18 protein-coding genes are annotated in these 21769 nt (G+C 66.8%); 5 read left to right on the forward strand and 13 right to left on the reverse strand.

Going from position 1 to position 21769, the window contains the following annotated elements:
- Positions 1-143 precede the first annotated feature (143 nt).
- Positions 144-740, reverse strand: coding sequence for a short chain dehydrogenase (locus CEY08_RS24700; RefSeq protein ID WP_042793881.1), 597 nt, complete (start codon positions 738-740; stop codon positions 144-146).
- Positions 741-872: 132 nt separating this feature from the next.
- On the opposite strand from CEY08_RS24700, the gene CEY08_RS24705 reads away from it, so the two are divergent.
- Both CEY08_RS24705 and CEY08_RS24710 read left to right on the forward strand, forming a co-directional pair.
- Positions 873-1784, forward strand: coding sequence for a LysR family transcriptional regulator (locus tag CEY08_RS24705; protein WP_063639928.1), 912 nt, complete (start codon positions 873-875; stop codon positions 1782-1784).
- A 31-nt stretch (positions 1785-1815) separates the two neighbouring features.
- Positions 1816-2502, forward strand: coding sequence for a GntR family transcriptional regulator (locus CEY08_RS24710; protein WP_042793883.1), 687 nt, complete (start codon positions 1816-1818; stop codon positions 2500-2502).
- Between the two features lie 52 nt (positions 2503-2554).
- Here CEY08_RS24710 and CEY08_RS24715 read toward each other — a convergent pair whose 3' ends face one another.
- Positions 2555-3427, reverse strand: a complete 873-nt coding sequence (locus CEY08_RS24715) for a LysR family transcriptional regulator (RefSeq protein ID WP_076813945.1) — start codon at positions 3425-3427, stop codon at positions 2555-2557.
- A gap of 153 nt (positions 3428-3580) precedes the next feature.
- Between CEY08_RS24715 and CEY08_RS24720 the strand changes: the two genes are divergently transcribed.
- A complete protein-coding gene (locus CEY08_RS24720; RefSeq protein ID WP_042793885.1) occupies positions 3581-5092 on the forward strand; it encodes an MFS transporter in 1512 nt (503 codons plus the stop codon).
- 26 nt (positions 5093-5118) lie between these two features.
- Here CEY08_RS24720 and CEY08_RS24725 read toward each other — a convergent pair whose 3' ends face one another.
- Entirely contained in the window at positions 5119-6402 is a 1284-nt protein-coding gene (locus tag CEY08_RS24725; protein WP_042793886.1) for a cystathionine gamma-synthase family protein, read from the reverse strand.
- Positions 6403-6592: 190 nt separating this feature from the next.
- Between CEY08_RS24725 and CEY08_RS24730 the strand changes: the two genes are divergently transcribed.
- The gene (locus CEY08_RS24730; RefSeq protein ID WP_076813948.1) at positions 6593-7072 is read left to right on the forward strand and encodes an Lrp/AsnC family transcriptional regulator; all 480 of its coding nucleotides are present in this window, start codon (positions 6593-6595) and stop codon (positions 7070-7072) included.
- A 33-nt stretch (positions 7073-7105) separates the two neighbouring features.
- Here CEY08_RS24730 and CEY08_RS24735 read toward each other — a convergent pair whose 3' ends face one another.
- The 8 genes from CEY08_RS24735 to CEY08_RS24770 form a co-directional block, all read right to left on the reverse strand.
- Positions 7106-8119, reverse strand: a complete 1014-nt coding sequence (locus CEY08_RS24735) for a response regulator (RefSeq protein ID WP_042793887.1) — start codon at positions 8117-8119, stop codon at positions 7106-7108.
- Between the two features lie 34 nt (positions 8120-8153).
- Positions 8154-9164 (reverse strand): chemotaxis response regulator protein-glutamate methylesterase, encoded by a 1011-nt coding sequence (gene cheB / locus CEY08_RS24740; protein WP_076813950.1) that lies wholly within the window; start codon positions 9162-9164, stop codon positions 8154-8156.
- Positions 9161-11410, reverse strand: a complete 2250-nt coding sequence (locus CEY08_RS24745) for a hybrid sensor histidine kinase/response regulator (protein ID WP_076813952.1) — start codon at positions 11408-11410, stop codon at positions 9161-9163. The genes cheB and CEY08_RS24745 overlap by 4 nt, the downstream gene beginning before the upstream one ends.
- Positions 11407-12069: a chemotaxis protein CheW gene (locus CEY08_RS24750; protein ID WP_076817741.1), complete on the reverse strand. Its 663-nt coding sequence runs from the start codon at positions 12067-12069 to the stop codon at positions 11407-11409. The genes CEY08_RS24745 and CEY08_RS24750 overlap by 4 nt, the downstream gene beginning before the upstream one ends.
- Positions 12062-13339 (reverse strand): CheR family methyltransferase, encoded by a 1278-nt coding sequence (locus tag CEY08_RS24755; RefSeq protein ID WP_076813955.1) that lies wholly within the window; start codon positions 13337-13339, stop codon positions 12062-12064. Before CEY08_RS24755 ends, CEY08_RS24750 begins: the two co-directional genes overlap by 8 nt.
- The gene (locus tag CEY08_RS24760; RefSeq protein WP_076813957.1) at positions 13336-13866 is read right to left on the reverse strand and encodes a chemotaxis protein CheW; all 531 of its coding nucleotides are present in this window, start codon (positions 13864-13866) and stop codon (positions 13336-13338) included. The genes CEY08_RS24755 and CEY08_RS24760 overlap by 4 nt, the downstream gene beginning before the upstream one ends.
- Entirely contained in the window at positions 13866-15485 is a 1620-nt protein-coding gene (locus CEY08_RS24765) for a methyl-accepting chemotaxis protein (RefSeq protein WP_076813959.1), read from the reverse strand. Before CEY08_RS24765 ends, CEY08_RS24760 begins: the two co-directional genes overlap by 1 nt.
- A gap of 248 nt (positions 15486-15733) precedes the next feature.
- On the reverse strand, positions 15734-17215 hold the full coding sequence (locus tag CEY08_RS24770; protein WP_076813963.1) for an amidase: 1482 nt from the start codon (positions 17213-17215) through the stop codon (positions 15734-15736).
- Between the two features lie 214 nt (positions 17216-17429).
- Here CEY08_RS24770 and CEY08_RS24775 point away from each other — a divergent pair, with 214 nt between their 5' ends.
- On the forward strand, positions 17430-17837 hold the full coding sequence (locus CEY08_RS24775) for a group III truncated hemoglobin (protein WP_076813965.1): 408 nt from the start codon (positions 17430-17432) through the stop codon (positions 17835-17837).
- Here CEY08_RS24775 and CEY08_RS24780 read toward each other — a convergent pair whose 3' ends face one another.
- Positions 17838-20108, reverse strand: coding sequence for an ATP-dependent DNA helicase (locus tag CEY08_RS24780; RefSeq protein ID WP_076813968.1), 2271 nt, complete (start codon positions 20106-20108; stop codon positions 17838-17840). It abuts the gene before it with no gap.
- Positions 20105-21748 carry a VRR-NUC domain-containing protein gene (locus CEY08_RS24785; protein ID WP_076813971.1) on the reverse strand — a complete coding sequence of 548 codons (1644 nt, stop codon included), beginning with the start codon at positions 21746-21748 and terminating at the stop codon, positions 20105-20107. The genes CEY08_RS24780 and CEY08_RS24785 overlap by 4 nt, the downstream gene beginning before the upstream one ends.
- Positions 21749-21769 lie beyond the last annotated feature (21 nt).

Here is a 21769-nt window from a genome sequence, read left to right on the forward strand (position 1 = left end):
CGCATTAATTTATCGAATAATCATTTCTTTTGCGCAATGTGGCGTTAAGTGTGTCGATTTGGCAACGAGACCCTCTTCCGGCGCACCGGCCCGCGACGGGCATGGGATGGCTGGGGGTAGCGCGCCCCAGCCATCCCCGAAATTCACCACACGCGGAACACACGCCCCGTCTGGGCGCCTTCGACGCTGCGGCTGTAGGCCAGCGCCACACGGCTCGCGGGCGCGGATTCGAAGCCCTGGAAGTACGGGCCGTAGCTGTCCAGCGATTCCGTCAGCACCGTGGGACTGACGGAATTGATGCGGATGCCGCCCAGTTCCACGGCCGCGCCTCGCACGAAGCCGTCGATGGCCATGTTCACCGCGGAAGCGTTGGCGCCGTAGCGGATAGGTTCATCGCTCACGATGCCGCTCGTGAGGGTGATGGAGCCGCCTGCGTTGAGGTAGTGCTGGCCGATAAGCGCCAGGTCCACCTGGCCCAGCAGTTTGTCGTGCAGGCCGATCTTGAACTGCTCGGCCGTCATTTCCGCAAGCGGGCCGAAGTGCAGGCCGCCTGTGGTGGAGACGATGGCATCGACCTTGCCCACTCGTTCGAACAGCGCGCGAATGCTGTCGCTGCGGGTCACGTCCACCTGATGCTCGCCGCGGGACTTGCCCACGGCGATGATGTGGTGGCGCTGGCCCAGCTCTTGGGCGACCGCGCGGCCGATGGTGCCGGTGGCGCCGATCAGGATGATTTTCATGGGGAACTCCGGTTCAGGTAGGTTGTGTGCCGCACCGGCGTGCCGCCAGCGCTTGCTCGCATTCTGGCCAAAGGGCTCCCGGCGAAAAATCCTAAAATGGTCGGATCACTTCACACTCAGGGTGCGTAATTCATGGACCGCTTGCTCAGCATGGAAGTCTTTGTGGCGGTCGTTGAACTGGGCAGCCTGACTGCGGCGGCGGCCCGCCATGGAATGTCACCCGCCATGGCGGCCAAGCACATCAAGGGGCTGGAGGCGCGGCTTGGCCTGCGGCTGATGAATCGCACCACCCGCCGCCAGAGCCTGACCGAAGCCGGCCAGGCCTATTTCGCGCGCTGCAAGCTGATCCTGTCGGACATCCGCGATGCGGAACAAGGCGCCGAAGCGATGCGTTCGGCTCCGCGCGGCCATCTGCGCATCACGTCCACGGTGACCTTCGGGTCGTTCGCCCTGGCGCCCGCGATCGCCGACTATCTGTCCGAGTATCCCGACGTAAGCGTGGACCTCGCGCTCAGCGACGCCGTCGAAGACGTCGTGGCCTCGCGCTACGACCTGGCGGTGCGCATCGGCGAACCGGCAGACTCTGGCCTGGTTGCGCGCAAGATCGGGCGCTACCAGATGATCATCTGCGCGGCCCCCGCCTATCTGGAACGCCATGGCACCCCCGAAACCGCGAGCGACCTGGCGCGACATCAATGCCTGGACTTTTCCTACTGGAACCGCCGCACCGGCTGGCGCCTGAACTCGCAGGAAGGCGACGGCGCGGCCTATCCCGCCGGCCGCTTCGTGTCGAACAATGGCCAGGCACTGCGGCAGGCGGCCCTGGCCGGCTTCGGCATCGTGCTTCAGCCCGAGCTGCTGCTGGCCGAGGATGTGCGCGCAGGCCGGCTGGTGCCCATCCTGCAGTCCGCCTGGCCAGTCGCCCGGCCGATCACGCTGCTGTACCCCAAGGACCGCAAGGCCTTGCCCAAGCTCACGACCTTTGTGGAGTTCATGGTCCGGCGGTTCACAGCCCCCGCCAAGCAGCAGCCGAGTTTTTGCTAGACTGACCGCCCCAACTCCCCTGCACCGCCCCATGTCCCAGGAAGACCGCCCCGATCCCAGCGCCGACGATATCGCCAAGGAAATCGCGGCGGCCATCGTCGCGCACAAACTGCCTCCGGGAACGCGGCTGCGCGAGGAGGCGCTGGCGGGGGTGTATCAAGTCAGCAGGACCAAGATCCGCGCCGCGCTCCTGATGCTGTCCAAGGACAAGCTGATCCATATCGTGCCGGACAAGGGTGCGTTCGTAAGCAAGCCCGATGCGAACGAGGCGCGCGAAGTCTATGCCGTGCGGCGCATCCTGGAAGCGGCCCTGGCCCGCGAGTTCGTGGCGCGCGCCACCGCGGCGGACTATCGCCGCATCGAGGCGCACCTGGCCGAGGAACGCAAGGCGCTCGACAGCAGCGACGTGCAGGAACGCAACCGCCTGCTCGGCCATTTCCATATCCTGCTGGCCGAGGCCGTGGGCAATAGCGTGCTGACCGGCATGCTGCGCGAGCTGTCCGCCCGCAGCGCCGTCATCACCATGCTGTATCAGAGCTCCCACGACGCCAGTTGCTCGTCGCAGGAGCACCACGCCTTCATCGAGGCCGCCCGCGCCGGCGATGCCGACCGCGCCTGCATGTTGATGGACCAGCACCTGGAACACGTGCAGACCGCGCTGAACTTCAAGGATGGCGGACGCAGCGGCAGCGACCTGGTCAGCGCGCTGCTCAGCTGAAGCCGCGCCCGCCGGCGCCCGGGCCCTGCGCGCCAGCCACTGCCCGCGCCGGCTACCCCGCGCGCAGCAGTTGGCCCATGCGCTGCTGCAGCCATTGCTCGGTCTCGCTCAGGGTGCCGCCCTGCAGCCAAAGGGTGCGCACGGATAGCATGGGCAGGAACAGATCCGTGCAGCGGACGCTGACGAGCGCGCTGCTGAACCCTTCGTATTCGCCGATGTTCAGCGGCAGGATCGCCCAACCCACCCCATTGGCGGCCATGGCGGCGATGTTGTAGCTGCTGTCCGCCCGCCACACGGTGGGGCTCAGCACCACCTGATCCACGCCGTCCATCTGCATCAGCAGTTGGCGATGCCGCGCCAGGTCGTTGCGTCCGACCTCGGGCAGCGCGGCCAGCGGGTGGGCCTGGGCCACGAAAATGCCCTGGGCCACGTTGCCCAGGTGGCGGTGTGCAAAGACGCTGCCAGGGTCGCCCCGGTCGAAATGGAACGCCAGGCTGGCACGGCCCTGCTCCACGTAGTCCGCCACCTCCGTCGCGGTCCCGTTGAGCTGGGTCAGTTCCAGCGCCGGGTAGCGTTCGGCGAGTTCCTTGAGCAGTTGGTCCGCCACCAGATAAGGCAGCCCCTCGTCCAGCGCGATGGACAACTGCGCCTCGCGCCCGGCGGCGAAGGACAGCGCGCGCTGCTCCAGGGAGCCCGCCTGGCGCAGCAGTTCGCGCGCCTCTTGCAGCATGACCGCGCCGGCCGCGGTCAGGGTGGCGTTGCGACGCGATCGGTCGAACAACTCCACCCCCAAGTCCGCTTCCAGCAAGCCCACCGAGGTGCTGACTGCCGACTGTGCGCGGCCCAGGCGTCGCGCCGCCGCGGAGAACGACCCGGCCTCTGCCGCAGCGATGAATTGGCGGAGCTGCTCCAGTGTCCATTGCATGGCTGATTTCTCAATGACCCATCTGATTTATAGATGGATTCTAACTTTTTCTTGCTGATTGCAAGATGGATAATGGCGCTCTCTGAAACCCGGCCATCCCGGCCCCGCCCGCGCACGCGGCGCGGCAAGCGTTTCAGCTTCTGGAGTAGAACCATGCAGCGGACTGAACCGAACGCTGTCGCCACGGCCGCGCCCGGCCGCTGGCTGGTGCTGGCCATCGTGTCCAGCGCCTTGTTGTTGATCGTGGTGGACATGACCGTCCTCTATACCGCGCTGCCCCGGCTTACGCATGAGTTGCACGTCAACGCGTCGGAAAAGCTGTGGATCGTGAACATATACGCGCTGGTCGTGTCCGGCCTGCTGCTAGGCATGGGCACGCTGGGCGACCGTCTGGGTCACAAGCGCCTGTTCATGGCGGGGCTGGCCGTGTTCGGCGCGGCCTCGCTGGCGGCGGCCTATTCGCCGGGCGCCGCCGCGTTGATCGCGGCGCGCGCGCTGCTGGCGGTGGGTGCCGCCATGATGATGCCCGCCACCCTGTCGATCCTGCGCCTGACCTTCGCCGATGAGCGCGAACGCGCCATTGCCATTGGGGTCTGGGCCTCGGTGGCTTCGGGCGGAGCCGCGGTAGGGCCGGTCGTGGGCGGCGTGTTGCTCGAGCATTTCTGGTGGGGTTCCGTGTTCCTCATCAATGTGCCCATCGTGCTGCTGGCGCTGCCGCTGGCCTGGCGCTACATCCCGGCCAGCCGCCCGGACGCCTCGCGGCCCTGGGATCTGCCGGGTTCACTGCAGGTCATGGCCGGCCTGATCCTGTGCGCCTACGCGCTGAAGGAACTGGGCAAGACCGAGCCTTCCTGGCGCGATGCCGGCCTGGCCTGCGCAGCGGGCGCGGCCATGCTCGCGGTGTTTGTACGGCGCCAGCGCGCGCGCCCCTATCCCATGATCGACTTCGCCATCTTCCGCAACCTCAGCTTCAGCTCGGCCGTGGCAGCCGCCTTGTTCGCCGCGGCCGCGCTGTTGGGCATGGAACTGGTGTTCAGCCAGCGGTTGCAGCTGGTCATGGGCATGTCGCCCCTGGAAGCCGCCCTCTTCATCCTGCCCCTGTCGCTTGCCGCCTTTATCGCCGGCCCGTTGGCCGGCTGGCTGCTGGGGCATGTCAACAGCGCCACCATGCTGTTCCTGTCGCTGCTGGTATCGGGCCTGGGCATGACCGGCTACCTGCTCAGTTACGACGGCGCGCTGCTGCCGCAAATGGCCAGCCTGTGCGTGCTGGGCGCGGGCATCGGCGCCACCATGACCGCGGCGTCCAGCACCATCATGCAAAGCGCCACCCCGGAGCGCGCCGGCATGGCGGCATCCATCGAGGAAGTGTCGTACGAACTCGGCGGCGCCGTGGGCGTCACGCTGATGGGTTCCATCCTGTCCGGCGTCTACGCGCACACGCTCGCCGTGCCGCCCGGCCTGGCCCAGTCCGACATGGCCCGCGACAGCCTGGACCAGGCGCTGATCGTCGCCGACGGCCTATCGTCGGACCTGGGCATGGTGTTGACCCGCCTGGCCAAGACGGCCTTCGACACCGGCTATGCCGCCGTCATCGCCACCGCGGCGGCAATGCTGTTGGTCACGGCCGGATTCGTGCTCTTCAACCGCAGGCGCATGGCGACCTGAGACAGGCCAGCCATGCCAGCCGCAGCTCAGCAGTTGCGGAAAGCGTGATCCATGTCTGCGATCAGGTCCTCCTCGTGCTCCAGGCCGATCGACACGCGGACCAGCCCTTCGGACACGCCAGCCGCATCGCGCTCGGCGGCCGGCACGCCGGAATGCGTAGTCGAGGCCGGATGGCAGATCAGCGATTCAGTGCCGCCCAGGCTGACGGCCGACTTGAACAGGTGCAAGGCGTTGATGAAGCGGAACGCCTTGGCGCGCCCGCCATCCAGCACGAAAGCGAAGGTCGAGCCCGGCCCCGTGCATTGGCGCTTGTACACCTCCTGGTAGGCCCGGTCACTGATCAATTCGGGATGGAATATGCGCACTTTTTCAAGCGGATTGCCTGATAGCCACTGAGCCACCTTGGTCGCCGTGCGCGCCGCCTGTTTCATCCGCAATACCACCGTCTCCATTGAACGCGTGATCATCCAGCACGAATGCGGGTCCAGCTGCGAGCCAAACGCGCTGCGGATGGCGCGCACCTTCTTGATAAGGGACTTGCTGCCGGTGACGGCGCCCGCCACCAGGTCGCTATGGCCGCCCACGTACTTGGTCAGCGAATACACGCATAGATCCACGCCGTGCTCCGCCGGCTTCTGGAAGATCGGTCCCAGAAGCGTGTTGTCGCACACCGACACCGGACGGTAGCCATGCCGCGCTTCAAACGCGTCGAGCTCGTTCTTCATGGCCTCGAAGTCGATGAGTGCATTGGTCGGGTTGGCCGGCGTTTCCACATAGAAGAGACGCACCGGTCCCTGGGCCGCCGCGGCCTCCAGCGCCGCCCGCATGCTCTTGGCCGACAGGCCGTCCTCGATGGCGTGCGAGCCTATGCCCCATTCCGGAAAGATCTTGGAAATCAAGGTCTCCGTGCCGCCATACAAGGGCACCGACTGCACCAGCTGGTCGCCCGGCCGCAAAAAAGCCATGAACACCGCGCTGATCGCCGACATGCCGCTGGAAGTGACCGCGGCGTCTTCCGATCCGTCCAGCAAGGCCAGGCGGTCTTCGACGATCTCCAGGTTGGGATGATTGAACCGGCTGTACACCAGCCCCGCCGATTCGCCCTGGGGCAAGGGCTTGCGGCCAGAAACCAGGTCGAAAAACGCCGCGCCATCCTCGGCCGAACGGAATGCGAAAGTCGATGTCAGGAACACCGGCGGCTTGACCGCGCCCTCCGACAGAAAGGGGTCGAAGCCGTAGGACATCATCTGCGTTTCCGCGTGCAGCGGGCGGCCGAAGATGTCTTTCTTGTGATAGCTGGAATAACTCATGGTGTGCCTCTCTGTCTGGATTCCGGGCGCCCGGACGGGCCGCCGGGCAGGCGCGTCACGCATGCAGAGACGATAGCGCCGGCCGCCTCGGGCTGCATGGAAGTATGGCGACAGGGCGGGGCAAGTTTCTTTCCATTTCGCTCACCAGACCGCCATAATGCGAAATAACCTTTCCTATTGACGGCCACCCATGAAAGACTCTGCCTTGTTACATCAACTTGACGCGATCGATTGGAAAATCATGAAAATCCTTCAAGAAGATGGCCGGCTCAGCAATGCCGAATTGGCCGAACGCGTTTCGCTATCGGCCTCGCCTTGCTGGAAACGTTTGAAGCGGCTGGAGTCCGCCGGTGTGATCCGGGGCTACCAGGCCGTACTGGACCGCCGCGCGCTGGGCATCGGCGTCGTGGCCTTCGTCAGCATCTCGCTGGAGAACCACACGGAAAAGACCTGCCAGGCCTTCGAAGCCAGCGTGCTGGCCATGCCCGAGGTCCTGGCCTGCCACAACACCACCGGGCAGCATGACTATCTGCTGCACATCGTGGCGCGCGATTTCGACGCCTACTCGGAGTTCGTGCGCAGCCGCCTGCGCACCTTGCCCGGGGTCAAGGAGCTGCTGAGCACGCTATCCATGCACGAGGTGAAGTCCTCGACGAGGCTGCACCTCTAGGGGCCATTGAGACCCCGCGCCCCGGTCCGCACGCTACATCACGCCGGGCACGACGCGGTTGCGCCCCTGCCGCTTCGCCTGATACAGGCCACGGTCAGCCACCTGAATCAGGTCGGTGCAAGCCTGCTCGCCCTGGGGCACGGCCGTGGCCGTGCCAATGCTGACGGTCAGCCAAGGGCCGTCGCCCGTGTCCTTTTGCGGAATCTGCAAAGCCTCCACCGCGCGGCGCAGCTTTTCGGCGGCGAGCCGCGCGCTGCCGGCCGGCGTGCCGGGCAATACCAGGGCAAACTCCTCGCCGCCAAAGCGGGCCGCCAGGTCGGTCGAGCGGTCGCAGCTGGCAAAGATGGTATTGGCAACCCGCTTGAGCGCTTCGTCGCCCGCGATGTGGCCGTATGTGTCGTTGTAGGCCTTGAAGTGGTCCACGTCGATCATGAGCATGCTGATCTCGCGGCCGTCGCGTCGCGCGCGCTGCCATTCGGCGTTGAGGTATTCGTCGAAATAGCGGCGGTTGCCCAGGCCGGTCAAGCCATCGGAATTGGTCAGGCGGCGCAGTTCCATATTGCTTTCCAGCAGCTGTTGCTGGCTCTGGCGCAAGGCCTGGTAGGCCTCGTCGCGCTGCACCAGCGCCAGATAGGAGCGCGAGTGGTAACGGATGCGCGCCACCAGCTCGATGGAATCGGGCAGCTTCACCAGATAGTCGTTGGCGCCGGCGGCAAAGGCCGCGCTCTTGATCGCAGGATCTTCCTTGGTGGACAAGACGATGATGGGGATGTCGCGCGTCACGGGATGACCGCGGTACTCCTGTACCAGGCTCAAGCCGTCCACTCCCGGCAGCACCAAGTCCTGCAGGATGACCGTGGGCCGGGTCTGGATCGCCACCGTCAGGGCTTTTTCGGGATCCGAGCAATAGTGGAAGTCGATATTGCCCTCCGTGGCCAACGCCCGCCTGATGGCCTCGCCGACCATCACCTGGTCGTCGACGAGCAACACCATGGCCGCATGCGAATGCAGGTTCGCCGAGGCCGAGCTGTCAATGGGAGGTTGCATAGTAAGTCCTTGAATTCTCTCGAGGTCCGTCCGCTCAGGCAAAAGCCTGGATCAAGCGGGGAGCGATTTGGTCCAATGGGCTGATTTCCACTGCGGCCTGCATGGCCGCCGCGGCCTTGGGCATGCCGTAGACGGCGCTGGAGGCCTGATCCTGCGCAATCGTCAGGTAGCCGCGCTCGCGCAGCGCCTTCAGCCCGCGCGCGCCGTCCTGGCCCATGCCCGTCAGCAGCACGCCGACTGCCATGCCGCGCCAGTGCTGCGCCACGCTATGGAAAAAAACATCGATGGAAGGCCGGTACAGGCTTTCCTTGGGGCTCTCGGTGTAACGCAGCGTGCCGTCCGCCAGCATATGCAGATGGTCGCCGGTACCGGCCAGCAGGATCTGGCCGGGCTCTGGCCATTCGCCCTCGCGCACCAACCTGACAGGCAGCGGCGCCTGTTCGTTGAGCCAGTCCGCCATGCCCCCGGCGAACGAGGCGTCCACGTGCTGCACCAGCACGATGCCGGCGGGAAACGCCGGCGGAATGCCCTTGAGCAGTTGCGCCAGGGCCGGCGGACCGCCCGCCGAGGCGCCGATGACCAGCAAGCGCTTGGCGTCCGCCTGCGGCATGGGCCGCGCCACGGGAGTCAGGGCGGGACGCTTGCCGTAGCGGCCGATGAGCCAGCCCACGTTCCGTATCTTGCGCAGCAGCGGCGCCGCGGCCGTGCGCATGTCCGCGCCGCCAACCACCGGCGTATCGGCCGCGTCGAGCGCGCCGTGGCCCATGGCGTCGAACACGCGCGAGGTATGGCGCGCCACGTCGGCGGTGACCACCACGATGGCGCACGGTGTTTCCGCCATGATGCGGCGCGTGGCCTCCACGCCGTCCATGATGGGCATGATGAGATCCATCAGCACCACGTCCGGACGGTCACGCGCGCACAGGTCCACGGCCTCCTGGCCGTTGACAGCGACCCAAGCGACATCCAGCCCGGGTTCCAGCGCAATGGCGCGCCGCAGCACTTCGACTGCCATCGGCATGTCGTTGACGATTCCGACTCTCACGTGTGAGCCTTTCCGATCAAGTCTTCCACGGCCTCGAGCAGCGCATCATCATGGAAGCTGCCCTTGGCCAGATAGTAGTCGGCGCCAGCGTCCAGCCCGCGCCTCCTGTCCTCTTCCCGGTCCTTGTACGACACCACCATCACGGGCAGCCCCTGCAACTTGGGGTCGGCCTTGATGCGCGACACCAGCTCGATGCCGTCCATGCGCGGCATGTCGACGTCGGTCACGACCAGGTCGAAAGCCTCGCCGCGCAGCATGTTCCAGCCGTCCATGCCGTCCACCGCCACGGCAACGTCGTAGCCGCGGTTCACCAACAGCTTGCGCTCCAGTTCGCGCACCGTGAGGGAATCGTCAACCACCAGCACGCGCTTGCGCCTGCGTGTCTGCTCGGCCGCGCCCGCGCCATCCACCCGCGTCAGCTGTCCGCCCTCCACGAGCTTCTGCACCGACACCAGCATGTCTTCCACGTCGAGGATCAGCAACGGCGTGCCGTCATCCATCAAGGCGCCCGCCATCACGTCCTGCACCTTGCCCAGGCGCGGGTCCAGCGGCTGCACCACCAGCGTGCGCTCGCCCACGTAGCGGTCCACGGCGATGCCGTAAAGCCTGTCATGGTCGCCGATCAACACCACGCACACCGTCTCGGATGCCGGCGCGGACCCGCTCTTGCGCAGGATCTGGCGCGCGGACACCAATCCGATCTGGCGGTCCATGAAACGGAAATGCTGATGCCCCTCCAGCTGTTCGATGTCCTGCGCGCGCACCTGCAGCGCATGGTTCACGTAGGCCAGCGGAAAAGCGTAGATCTCGTCCTGCACCTCGACCAGCAGGCTGCGCACCACCGACAGGGACAGGGGCATTTCCAGCATGAAGCGCGTGCCCTGGCCCGTATGCTGCTGGATGCGCACCGCGCCGCGCAGCTGGCGCACCATGGTCTGCACCACGTCCAGGCCCACGCCGCGCCCCGAAATCTCGGTGACTTCGCCGCGCGTGCTGAATCCCGACAGGAACAGGAACTCCAGCAGCTCGGCCTCGGTAAGCCGCGCCGCGGTTTCCGCGCTGGCCAGCTTGCGCTGCGCCACCTCCGTGCGCAGGCGGTCCAGCGATATGCCGGCGCCGTCGTCGCCCAGTTCGATCAGCAACATGCCGGCCGCGTGGCGCGCCGACAAGCGGATCAGGCCTTCGGCCGGCTTGCCCGCCGCCAGGCGTTCCTGCGGCATTTCGATGCCGTGGTCCACCGCGTTGCGCAGCAGATGCATCAGCGGCGCATCCAGCTTTTCCAGGATGTCACGATCCACCTGGGTGGACTCGCCTTCGATTTCCAGCCGCACCTGCTTGCCCAGCGCGCGGCCTATGTCTCGCACCATGCGCGCCATGCCGCCCACCCCGTCGCCAAACGGCCGCATGCGGCAAGCCAGCGCGGTGTCGTACAAGCGCTGGGCAAGATGGCCCATGCGCCAGCCGAATTCGTCGACCTCGCTGGTGCGCTGCGAGAGCTCCTGCTGGCATTGTTCGACGATGCGCAGCGCATCGTCCAGCGCCGCCTGCGCTTGCGCGTCCAGGACCTGTCCGGCCAGCGCGGCCCGCACGCCATCCAGCGCCTGCACCGCCCCTGCCTGCATGCGTTTCAAGCGCAGCATCGAGGAACCGAAGGGTCCGATCCAATGCGACTCGACCAGCGTCTCGCTGGACAGTCCCAGCAATTTATTGAGCGTGTCGGCCGTCACGCGCAACACCCGCTCGCCCTCGCCCAGCCCCAGATCGGAACTGCGCCGTTGCAACACGGCGGCGGGCGGTTCGTCCATGGCCGGAATCGGCGGCAGGAAATCCGACGGCTTGGGTACCGAGACCGCGGCCGGCGGCGTGTGCGGCGCGTTGCTCAGGCGCTCCACCAGCTCGTCGATCTCGCTGCCCAACTCCGCGCCCGGCGTCGCCACCCGCTGCAGCAGGTCCGCGCCCAGCAACAAGGCGTCGATATCAGCCGCTTGCAAACGCAGGCGGCCCTCACGCGCTTCGACCAGGCAGTCCTCCATGGCGTGCGCGATGCGCACCGCCGGATGCAGGTCGACAATGCGGGCGGCGCCCTTGAGCGAATGCGCCGCGCGCATGCAGGCTTCCAGCTGCGGCGCCGAGGTCGGATCGTGCTCCAGCGCCAGCAGACCGTTGTTCAGCACCTGCACCTGGGTGCGGGTTTCGAGCTGGAACAGCTCCAGGAGCGAGGCATCGCGCATCTGTTCCGGATTCACGCCAGACTCCGTTCCAACGCTTGCATCAGCAAGGTGTCATCCAATACGCCTACCGCGCGGCTGCCGCAGCGGACCATGCCGCGCGAATACTTCAAGCTTGCGCCCTCCACGGTCGCCGGCAGGGGTTCCAGTTGCTCCAGATCGACGGCGTGGATGCCCTCGACCTCGTCCACCGGCGCCACCACCGCCCGGCCTGCCCCGCCCAGGATCAGCATGCGCGCGGTAACCGGCCGCTCGCGCGATGTATCCGCCGCGGCTTCCAGGCCCAGCAGGCGCGCCAGCGACACGCATACCGTCAGCGAGCCGCGCACGTTGGTCACGCCCAGCATGGCCGGATCGCGGCGATGCGGCAGGCTCAGGATGCGGCGGGTGCCGGCCACTTCGTCCAGGGCCCGCGTCGGCAACCCCAGCCATTCACGATGCACGCGAAACACCAGCAGCGAAGACAGATTGGCGCCAACGACCTCGGCCGCGCCCCCGTCCACTTCGTCCATCTGCGGCGGCAGGCGGTCGAGGATGCGCTTGGCCGCCGCGGCATACACCGGACAGTTGCGGCAATGCACGTGTTCCGGCAACTGTCCGCAGCTCTTGTCGCCGCGGATACCGATACGGTTCCAGCAATCGTCCACGTCGGACAGCGCGCTTATCGTCTCAGCCACGTCGCGCCTCCCCGCGCGCCGCGCGCGCCTGCAGGCGGCGGGCCGCTTCGTGGTCGCCATCCGAGGCTACCAGTGCGGCGAGGTGCAAAAGAGCCTCGCGATGCGTCGGGTCCAGATAAAGCGCCTTGCGGTACGCCGCCTGCGCCTGCCGCACGTCACCCGTTGCGTCTTGCAGCAGGCCCTGCAAGTACAGGGCCTGCGCGCTGGCGCCATGACTCTGGATATGCGCCCGGCACTGCGCCATGGCGTCCTGTACCCGCCCCTGGTCGGCCAGCGTTGCGATGTGGCGCAAGGACGCCTGCGCGCCGTCTGGCGCGGCCGACGACGCGGCAGGCGCAGCGGGAATGGGGGCATGGGGCACCGGCAGGCCGGGCGCCGGCGTCTGGGCCAGCGGCCGCCTGGGCGGAGTCCAGCTGTGCACGATGGGCCGTGCCGCGGCCGGCGCGGCGACAGGCGCTGCGGGCGGCGGCAGCGGCTTGGCCAGAAATGCGAACGAGCGCGCCATCGCCACCGCGGGCAACCGGCGACTGGTCAGCAGCGTGGTTTCGGCTGGCCCCACAAAAAGCACGCCGTCGTCGCGCGTGAACCCGCGCAGCAGCTGCACGGCGCGTTCCTGGGTGGCCGAGTCGAAATAGATGAGCAGGTTGCGGCAGAACACGAAGTCATAGGGCGCAACCCCCGCCAGCAGATCGGGATCGAACAGATTGCCCGGGCGGAAACGCACCTGCCCGACCACCTGGGCTGCCAATTGATGGCCGTCAGCCGTTTCGGAAAAATAGCGGTCGCGGTAGCCGAGCTCTTCCCCTCGGAACGAATTGCGGCCGTACAGGGCGCGCTGCGCGAATTCGACCATGCGCACGCTGATGTCGACCGCGTCGATCTGGAAACGTTCGGCCGCGACACCGGCGTCCAGCAGCGCCATGGCGATGGAGTACGGTTCCTCGCCGCTGGAACACGGCACGCTCAGCACGCGCAGCACGCGGCCCTCCGCGCCAGGGGCATACAGGCGCGCGCGCGCCAGCGCGGCCATGGCCGCCTGCGATTCCGGATAGCGGAAGAACCAGGTCTCCGGCACGATGACCGCTTCGATCAGCTGCTGCATTTCAACCGGGGAAGCCTGCACCTGCCACAGATAGTCCTGCTCATCGGCGATGCCGGCAATGCCCATTCTGCGGCGCACCGCCCGCTCAACCGCGGCCTTGCCGATGGAACCGCTGTCCAGGCCCATGCGCCGCTTGAGCAAGGCGCTGAAATCGTCGATGAGCATCATGGCCGCGCCCCGCGCGCCACGCCAGCGGCATCATCGGGAAACAAGCGCGCGCGCACAGGCGCCGGCAGCAGGTCGTCCACATTGACCGCCTGCACCATGCCGCCGGCATCGCTGAGTACCGGTCCCAGATAGCGGGCGTCCGGATTGTCCAGGCCGCCGGACTGGAAGGCAGCGGGATCGTAATGCACGGTTTCGGTCGCCTGCTCCAGGATCAGCCCCAGCAGATGCTCCGCTGCTGCGGGGCTCGTCTGGTAGCGCACCAGCGCCAGGCGGGTGCTGGTAACGGCCGCGGCGGCATGGCCACCCGCCAGCGCGCTCATGTCGATGACCGGCACGGGTACCCCGCGGCGGTCCAGCACGCCCGCTACCCAGGCCGGCGCGCCCGGCACCTGCTTCAGCTCTCGCAGGCCCAGCACCTCGATGATGCCGCTCGCGTCCAGCGCGTAGCGGTCGCCGCCGATGCGGAACAGCAGGTACAGCCGGCGTCCGGCCGCGGCGGAGGGAGCGTGCTGCGCCATGGCTGCCATCACACCTTGAAACGCGAAACGCCGCTACGCAAATCGTTGGCCACCAGGTTCAGCTCTTCGATCGCCAGCGTGGACTGGCGCAGCGATTCCACGGTCTGCTGGGCGGCGTCGCTCAGCTGCTGCAGCGCCTGGTTGATCTGTTCGGCGCCGGTGGCCTGCGCCTGCATGCCCTCGTTGACCATCTGCACGCGCGGCGCCAGCGTCTGCACCTGCTGAATGATCTGCGACAGCTGATCGCCCACCTGCTGCATGTCGGCCATGCCGCGCCGGACCTCTTCCGAGAACTTGTCCATGCCCATGACGCCCGCCGACACGGACGACTGGATTTCGCGCACCATCTGCTCGATGTCGTAGGTAGCGACGGCGGTCTGATCCGCCAGACGGCGGATCTCGGTCGCCACCACCACGAAGCCACGGCCATACTCGCCGGCCTTCTCGGCCTCGATCGCCGCGTTCAGCGAAAGCAGATTCGTCTGGTCGGCCACCTTCGTGATTGTAGTTACTACTTGTGTGATATTTCCGGCTTTCTCGTTCAGGATCGCCAGCTTGGCATTGACCGAACCCGCCGCGCCCACCACGTTGCGCATGGTGTCTTCCATGCGCGCCAGCCCCACCTGACCGCTACCCGCCAGCGCCGCTGTCTGCTCGGCAGCGCCCGAGACTTCGGCCATGGTGCGGACCAGCTCGCGCGAGGTCGCGGAAATTTCCCGCGAGGTGACGCCGATCTCGGTCGTGGTCGCAGCCACTTCAGAGGCGGTGGCTTGCTGTTGCTTGGAAGTCGCCGCGATCTCGGTAACCGAGGTGGCCACTTGCACCGCCGAGCGCTGGGTCTTGCCGACCAGGCCGGTCAGTTCATCCACCATGCCGTTGAAACCCGATTCGATGGCATTGAACTCATCCTTGCGCGCCAGCGTCAGGCGCCGAGTGAGGTCGCCGCCTCCCGTGGCCTCAAGGGTCTTGACGATGGCGCGCATGGGGTTGGCGATGGCGCGCATTAGCAGAATGCCGCAAATGATGGCGGCCACGATGGCCAGCGCCAGGGACACCAGCATGCGCACTTCAGCACTGTCCACGGATTGCTTGATGGCGACGGCGGCTTCGTCCGCCTGCTTCTTGTTCTCCGACACCATCTTGGCCAGGATGTCGCGGCCCTTGTAGAACGCGGGCCGCAGTTCGGCCTTGATCAGGGCTTGCGCCCGCGCCGGGTCGGCCAGTGTGGCGGGCGCCAGGATCATTGCGCGGATGCGCTTGTAATCCTGCAGCTCCTTTTCGAAATCCTGGAACATCCGGCTGTCGTCCTCGCGCGCAATGGTGCGACGGTACTGCGCGATATGGTCCTCGAGCAGCTGATCGTTCTGCGGCAGCGCATCCAGGACGTTGCGCCGCTCCTGCTCGGTCTCCATATTGAAGGCGTCCTGCACCACCACGAAGCCGGCGAACCACGAGGCGCGGATCGAGGTGCTGTAGTAGATGCCGGGGACGGCGTCGTTATTGATCAGCTCGACTTCCGACTCGATGACCAGCAGCCGCCGGTAATCCATCACCACCATCAACGCCATGATGGCCAGAATCGCCAGGAAGCTGGCCAGGATGCGCTGGCGTAGTGTCAGATTCTTCATGCCGGAAAACCTCTATGCAAATTCAACTCGTCGATTGGACCGAAATATTCTGGAACCAAACCAGGGACACAAGGCTGTCCATTTATTACGGGATGTTGTGAGTTGGTTGACAATTATTGCAAAGGCGAAGCCCGCCAGCCACGGGAAAGGCCGAAATTGCACCAAATATGACGGTTGTCGTCGGAAAAAAGCAAAGCCCTCTTACAAGGGCTTGTCTTTTCCCGCAACAATGCGTACCAAGCGCGTTTTCAGGCGATTCCGCCCCAGAGCGTCGCCGGCGGACGGGATTCGACCCAGTCGCGGGCCTGGCCGTAGGCGTGCGCCAACTGCAGCACGGCCAGGTCGGCCTGCGGCGGCCCGATCAACTGCATGCCCATGGGCAACCCCGCCGCGTTAAAGCCCACTGGCACGCTGATCACCGGGCAGCCCGCCAGCGTCCAGGGCGTGACCGTTTCCATCCAGCGGTGATAGGTGTCCATCGGACGCCCCCCGATTTCCTTGGGCCAGTCCAGCGCCGCATCGAAAGGGAATACCTGCGCCGAAGGCACCGCCAGGTAGTCCACGTCCTCAAACATGCGCAACACCGTGTGATACCAGGCGCTGCGCTCTTCGGTCGCCTGGTAGACCTGCCGCGCCGTCATGCCTTCCAGCCCTTCCACCTCCCAGACCACGGCCGGCTTGACCAGCTTGCGCGTCTCCGGGTTGTGGACCAGCGGGTGGAGCTGCCCCCCAACCATGAGGTGGCGATGCGCCAGCCAGATCCGCCAAAGGCGTTCGCCAGCGAACGGCACCTGGTAATCGACCGTCTCGCAACCTGCCAGCCTCAAGTCCGCGAGGGCCAGCTCGCACAGTTCCAGGATGCCCGCTTCCATCGGCAGATAACCCTCCCAGTCCCCCAACCATCCCACGCGTTTGCCGCGCAAGTCGGCATCCAGAGCTTGGGCGAACTGCGCCGGATCGCCGGTCAGGGACAACGGCACGCGGCGGTCGGGGCCCGCCATCACGGACAGCAGCAGGGCCACGTCCCGCGGCGAACGCCCCATGGGTCCTTCATACGCGAGCTGCTTGAGGAACACCTCGGTCGACGGCCCGTAAGGCACGCGGCCGGCCGACGGCCGCATGCCATAGACGTTGCAGAACGCCGCGGGATTGCGCAGCGAACCGCCGAAATCGCTGCCGTCCGCCACCGGCAGCATGCGGGCGGCCAGCGCCGCGGCCGCCCCGCCGCTGCTACCGCCCGCGGTTCTGGACGGATCGTAAGGGTTGCCCGTGGTGCCGTACACCTGGTTATAGGTATGCGAACCCAGGCCGAACTCCGGCACATTGCTGCGGCCGATAAAGATGGCGCCGGCCGCGCGCATCCGCTCGATGATGATGGAGTCGTGCGCCGTGACCTGATCCTTGTAGACGAGCGAGCCCATGGACGTGACCATGCCGCGCACCGCCGTCAGGTCCTTGGGCGCCTGCGGCATGCCATGCAGCCAGCCCAGCCATTGGCCGGCCGCCAGTTGGGCGTCGCGCTCGTCGGCTTCGCGCAGCAGTTCGTCGCTGTCGCGCCGGGCGACAATGGCGTTCAGCTTAGGATTGATCCGGTCGATGTGCGACAGATAGGCGGTCATGACCTCCCGGCAGGAAACCTGCCGCTGCCGGATCGCCTCGGACAGCGCGTGGGCGGGCATGGCCACGATGTCGTTCAATGCATCGGCGGCGGCCGGGGCTGCGAGGGTCATGCGGGTCTCCTTGTGGCGCCGGGAGTTCCGGGCGCGCTGTCTTATCGGGTGACGCGAGCCGAACGCCGGCCGCGCAGGCAGACAATATTACGCAAACGGAAGGCGCCGCGCTCGCGGCGTTCGCGCGCGACGCGCGCCTGAAAACTTGCGCCAGATCAAACCGCGGGCTGGCAGACTCGACCTAAGATCGCCTTCCGCCCCACAGGAGACGACCTTGACCCCAGCCGAAGACATTTGCACGGAAGCCGAAATCCGCGACCTGGTGCACACCTTCTATGGCAAGGCGCGCGCCGACGCGCAGCTGGGGCCGGTCTTCAACAGGCAGGTGCATGACTGGGACGAGCACCTGGCGACGCTGTCGGATTTCTGGTCCGCCGTGTTGCTGGGCACCCGTCGGTTTACCGGCATGCCCATGCCCAAGCACGCCGCCATGCCGAACCTGAGCGCCGAATTGTTCGAGCGCTGGCTGGCGCTGTGGCGCGAAACCACGGACGCCCTGCCCAACCGCGCGCTGGCCGACGCCGCCCAGGAAATGGCCAAGCGCATGGCGCGCAGCCTGTGGTACGGCTACCAGCTCAGCCGCGACCCCAGCCAGCCGCTGACGGAACTGCGCCCGGCCTGATCATTCCACGCGCCACCAGCCGGGCAGCAGGCCGCGCACCTTGGCGCGCCGGTAGCGGTCATCGATCAGGTGCACCGTGCCCACGTCGTGCTCGGTACGGATGACACGGCCCGCCGCCTGCACCACTTTCTGCATGCCCGGGTACAGATAGGTGTAGTCGTAGCCCTTGTCTACCCCATACCGCTGGTCCATGGCGCGCTTCATGTTTTCGTTCACGGGGTTCACCTGAGGCAGCCCCAGCGTGGCGATGAAAGCGCCAATCAGCCGCTTGCCTGGCAGATCCACGCCTTCGGAGAAGGCTCCGCCCAGCACCGCGAAGCCCACCCCCTGCCCCGCCTCGGTAAAACGCGCCAGGAACGCGGCGCGGCCGGCCTCGTCCATGCCGGGGGTCTGCAGCCAGATCGGCACCGAGGGATGGCGTTCGCGCATCAGGTCGGCCACCTGCCGCAGGTAATCGAAGCTGCTGAGAAAGCCCAGGTAGTTCCCGGGCCTTTCCTCGTACTGGCGCGCAATCAGCTCGACGATGGGAGCCAGTGAACGCTCGCGATCCCGATAGCGCGTGGAGACATTGCCCACCACCCGCACCGCCAGTTGCTCGGCCTGGAACGGCGCGGCCACGTCCAGCCAGGGCGTGGCCGCTGGCAGGCCCAGCGTGTCACGGTAGAACTGCTGCGGACTGAGCGTGCCGGAGAACAGCACCGTGGCGTGTGCCGCCGCATAACGCGCCGCCAGATACGGCGCAGGAATCACATTGCGCACGCACAGAACGGACGGCCGCGTCTTGGCGCCGGCGGCGCTTGCGTCCGAAAGGGTCACGTCGAACAGCGCATGCGAACCGAACTGCTCGGCCAGCCGCATGAATTGCAGGGCCTCGAAGTAGAACGCCAGCACCGGATCATCCTGCGGCAGTGGCGATTCCGCCATGTGATCCATGATTGCGCCCACCGCCTTCTGCACCGCGGCCAGCACGCCGGCTGCGACGTCGTCATAGGCCTGATAGCGTTCCGCCTGTTTTTTGTTCAGCGCGTTCCAGGAACGCTGCAAGCCGTCCAGGGACTTCTTCAGGGCCTTGGGCGCGGCATAGCGCGCCGCCGCCAGCGAGGCCTGGTCCAGTTCGCCGGTGTACATGCGGCGGGCCCGGTCGACCAGATTGTGCGCCTCGTCCACGAGCACAGCCACCTTCCACTGATACGCCTGCGTCATGGCGTACAGCATCGCCGTGGCATCGTAGTAGTAGTTGTAGTCGCCCACCACGACGTCGCTCCAGCGGATCAGTTCCTGCGACAGGTAATACGGGCAGACCTGATGCTCACGCGCGGCCGCCGCCACCGTGGCAGCGTCCAGCCGCGCGTGCGCGAGCGCCGCCTCGCGCGCCTGCGGCAGGCGGTCGTAGAAGCCCTGGGCCAGCGGGCAGGACTCCCCATGGCAGGCCAGGTCCGGGTGCACGCAGGTCTTGTCGCGCGCCTGCAGGTCCAGCACGCGCAGTCCGGGCGCCGCTGGCTGCGCGTTGACGGTTTCCAGCGCTTCCAGCGCCAGGCCGCGGCCCGGGCTCTTGGCCGCCAGGAAGAAAATCTTGTCCAGGCCCGCGCCCGGGCTGGCCTTGAGCAACGGAAATATCGTGCCCAGCGTCTTGCCTATGCCGGTGGGCGCCTGCGCCATCAGGCAGCCGCCGTCCCGCGCCGTGCGGTAGGCGGCCACGGCCAGGTCGCGCTGCCCCGCGCGGAATTCGCCATGCGGAAACGCCAGTTGCTCCAGTGCCACGTCGCGCGCCTGCCGGTGTTCCAGTTCTGCGGCGGCCCAGGCCAGGAAACGCGCGCATTGTTCGCGGAAGAACGCAGCGAGCGCCGGAGCCTCGTGCGTTTCCACCAGCACGGTCTCTTCCTCGGTGACCACATTGAAATACACCAGCGCCACGCGCAGGCTATCCAGCCCGCGCGCCTGGCACAGCAGATGCCCATACACCCGCGCCTGCGCCCAATGCACGGCGCGGTGGTTGTCGCGCACGCTGTCCAGCCGGCCGCGATAGGTCTTGATTTCTTCGAGCTGGTTGGCCACCGGGTCATAGCCGTCGGCGCGGCCGCGGACCAGCAGGCCTTCATGCTGGCCTGACAACACCACTTCGGTCTCGTACGCCGGCCCGCGGCGGGCGGTCACGGCCGCGTGGCCCGCCATGCCCTCCAGGCCCGTGGGCGCGGGGGTGAAGCGCAGATCCAGGTCACCGGCGCGCGCCGTGAATTCGCATAACGCCCGCACCGCCACGGCATAGCTCATGCGGCGTCCTCACGCCAACTGACGTGGCATACCCGCACGGGCATGCCGTGCGACACGCAATATTGCAGCCAGCGGATCTGGTTGTCCTGCAGCTTGTCGCCCGGCCCTTTTACCTCGATCAGCTCATAGCGGCGTTCCGACGGCCAGAAGCGGACCAGGTCAGGCAGGCCGGACCGGTTGGCCTTGACGTCGCGCAAGAGGCGTTCGAAATAGAGCTTGAGATGTGCGGCAGGCAGGCAGTCCAGCGCCTGGTTCAGCAAGTCTTCGGACAAGGAACCCCAGAACACGAAGGGCGATTGCAGCCCCGACTTGTCCGCATAGCGCCGCAGGATCAAGTCGCGATAGTGAGGCGTATCCAGTTGCGCCAGGCATTGCGCGAACAACGCCGCGCGGCGCTGATGGAAATCCGGCGCGTCCAGGTCCGCCGGGCCGCGCTGGAAAGGATGGAAGAAAGCCCCCGGCAAGGGCGCGAACACCGCGGGCCAGCACAGCAGCCCGAACAGCGAATTGATCAGCGCATTTTCCACGTAATGCACGGGCGCATCGTCCCGGTGCAGGTGATCGCGCGTGACGAATTCCACCGAGGCGGGCTCCGCCGGCCGCGCCAGCGTCAGGTCGGTGCGCAGCAAGGCCGGCGCCGCCGCGCGCGCCGGCGCGCTCTGCCCGACGCCACGGTGCAGGCGAGGCAACATGCGCACCAGGCGCTGGGCTTCTTCTTCGCTTTCGGGCGCTGTCTGCGCCTGCAAGGCCAAGGCCAGGGCATCGCCGTATCGCGCCATGCGCTCATAGACGCGAATACGGCGATGCCGCGCGCCCGGGTAGGCACAGCTTTCATAAGCGCGTTGCGCAGTGTCCCAGTCCTGCGCCCGCTCGCAAGCCTGCCCAATACGCAAAAGAACCTTGGCGCGGCGCTTTTCCAGCCAGGGATTGCCGCTGGCGCAGGCCTGCACCGCCTGCATCAGCATGTCAGGGTCGGCGCCCTCGCCCAGCGCCACGCGGCAGGCGTGCAAGGCCAGATAACAGTCCACATCGTCCCGCGTCTGGAATGCGCGGGATGTGGCATCGAACGGCACCGTCTCATACTGGAACACGCCCAGGTCTGCCAGCACGAACTCCGACCAGTCCTGGTGCAGGTTGCCAAAGAACATCAGGCGAAAGCGTTCGCAGATGTCTGTGACGGTCACGCGCCAGACTGGCTCTTGCGCGCCAGGGTTCCAGTCCGTGCATGGCCGCGGGGCTGCGCCTGCCGTCCGGGCGGCCTCCAGCAGGTCGGCCTTGCGGGATCCGGATTTGACGCAGACCCCGGCAAACATGCGGTTGAGCTCCGGCTTGGTGTAAAGGCCGAACAACTCGTCCAGCGTCATCGGCGCGTGCGCATCCAACCACCCCAGCGCCAACAGCGGCTCGGCGGCGACTTCCGCCGCGCCGATTTCCTCGTAGACCAGCCGGCTGGCGCGGAACCAGGGGCCTCGCCGCATCAGCATGCGCACCATCAGGGCCTGGGACGCCTGCGGCAGGGCTGGAAACTCGGCCATGAAGCGGCGTTCGCCGTCGTCCAGCAGGTCGGCGTAGCGGTCACCGACCCACGCCAGCGCGCGCTGGAAGTTGTGCAGATAGTAGTAACGGTAGGCGGGAAACATCGGCCGGGCCGGAAGACTGGA

The organism is Achromobacter insolitus (assembly GCF_002209555.1).
Taxonomy (GTDB): Bacteria; Pseudomonadota; Gammaproteobacteria; order Burkholderiales; family Burkholderiaceae_B; genus Achromobacter; species Achromobacter insolitus.

What these genes read in the sequence shown, in the direction of transcription:
- CEY08_RS24785 (WP_076813971.1), bottom strand. Translation starts at nt 21,748, where the DNA reads ATGTTTCCCGCCTACCGTTACTACTATCTGCACAACTTCCAGCGCGCG.
- CEY08_RS24730 (WP_076813948.1), top strand. Translation starts at nt 6,593, where the DNA reads ATGAAAGACTCTGCCTTGTTACATCAACTTGACGCGATCGATTGGAAA.
- CEY08_RS24720 (WP_042793885.1), top strand. Translation starts at nt 3,581, where the DNA reads ATGCAGCGGACTGAACCGAACGCTGTCGCCACGGCCGCGCCCGGCCGC.
- CEY08_RS24715 (WP_076813945.1), bottom strand. Translation starts at nt 3,427, where the DNA reads ATGCAATGGACACTGGAGCAGCTCCGCCAATTCATCGCTGCGGCAGAG.
- CEY08_RS24710 (WP_042793883.1), top strand. Translation starts at nt 1,816, where the DNA reads ATGTCCCAGGAAGACCGCCCCGATCCCAGCGCCGACGATATCGCCAAG.
- CEY08_RS24780 (WP_076813968.1), bottom strand. Translation starts at nt 20,108, where the DNA reads ATGAGCTATGCCGTGGCGGTGCGGGCGTTATGCGAATTCACGGCGCGC.
- CEY08_RS24770 (WP_076813963.1), bottom strand. Translation starts at nt 17,215, where the DNA reads ATGACCCTCGCAGCCCCGGCCGCCGCCGATGCATTGAACGACATCGTG.
- CEY08_RS24755 (WP_076813955.1), bottom strand. Translation starts at nt 13,339, where the DNA reads ATGATGCTCATCGACGATTTCAGCGCCTTGCTCAAGCGGCGCATGGGC.
- CEY08_RS24705 (WP_063639928.1), top strand. Translation starts at nt 873, where the DNA reads ATGGACCGCTTGCTCAGCATGGAAGTCTTTGTGGCGGTCGTTGAACTG.
- CEY08_RS24760 (WP_076813957.1), bottom strand. Translation starts at nt 13,866, where the DNA reads ATGGCAGCCATGGCGCAGCACGCTCCCTCCGCCGCGGCCGGACGCCGG.
- CEY08_RS24735 (WP_042793887.1), bottom strand. Translation starts at nt 8,119, where the DNA reads ATGCAACCTCCCATTGACAGCTCGGCCTCGGCGAACCTGCATTCGCAT.
- CEY08_RS24700 (WP_042793881.1), bottom strand. Translation starts at nt 740, where the DNA reads ATGAAAATCATCCTGATCGGCGCCACCGGCACCATCGGCCGCGCGGTC.
- CEY08_RS24725 (WP_042793886.1), bottom strand. Translation starts at nt 6,402, where the DNA reads ATGAGTTATTCCAGCTATCACAAGAAAGACATCTTCGGCCGCCCGCTG.
- CEY08_RS24765 (WP_076813959.1), bottom strand. Translation starts at nt 15,485, where the DNA reads ATGAAGAATCTGACACTACGCCAGCGCATCCTGGCCAGCTTCCTGGCG.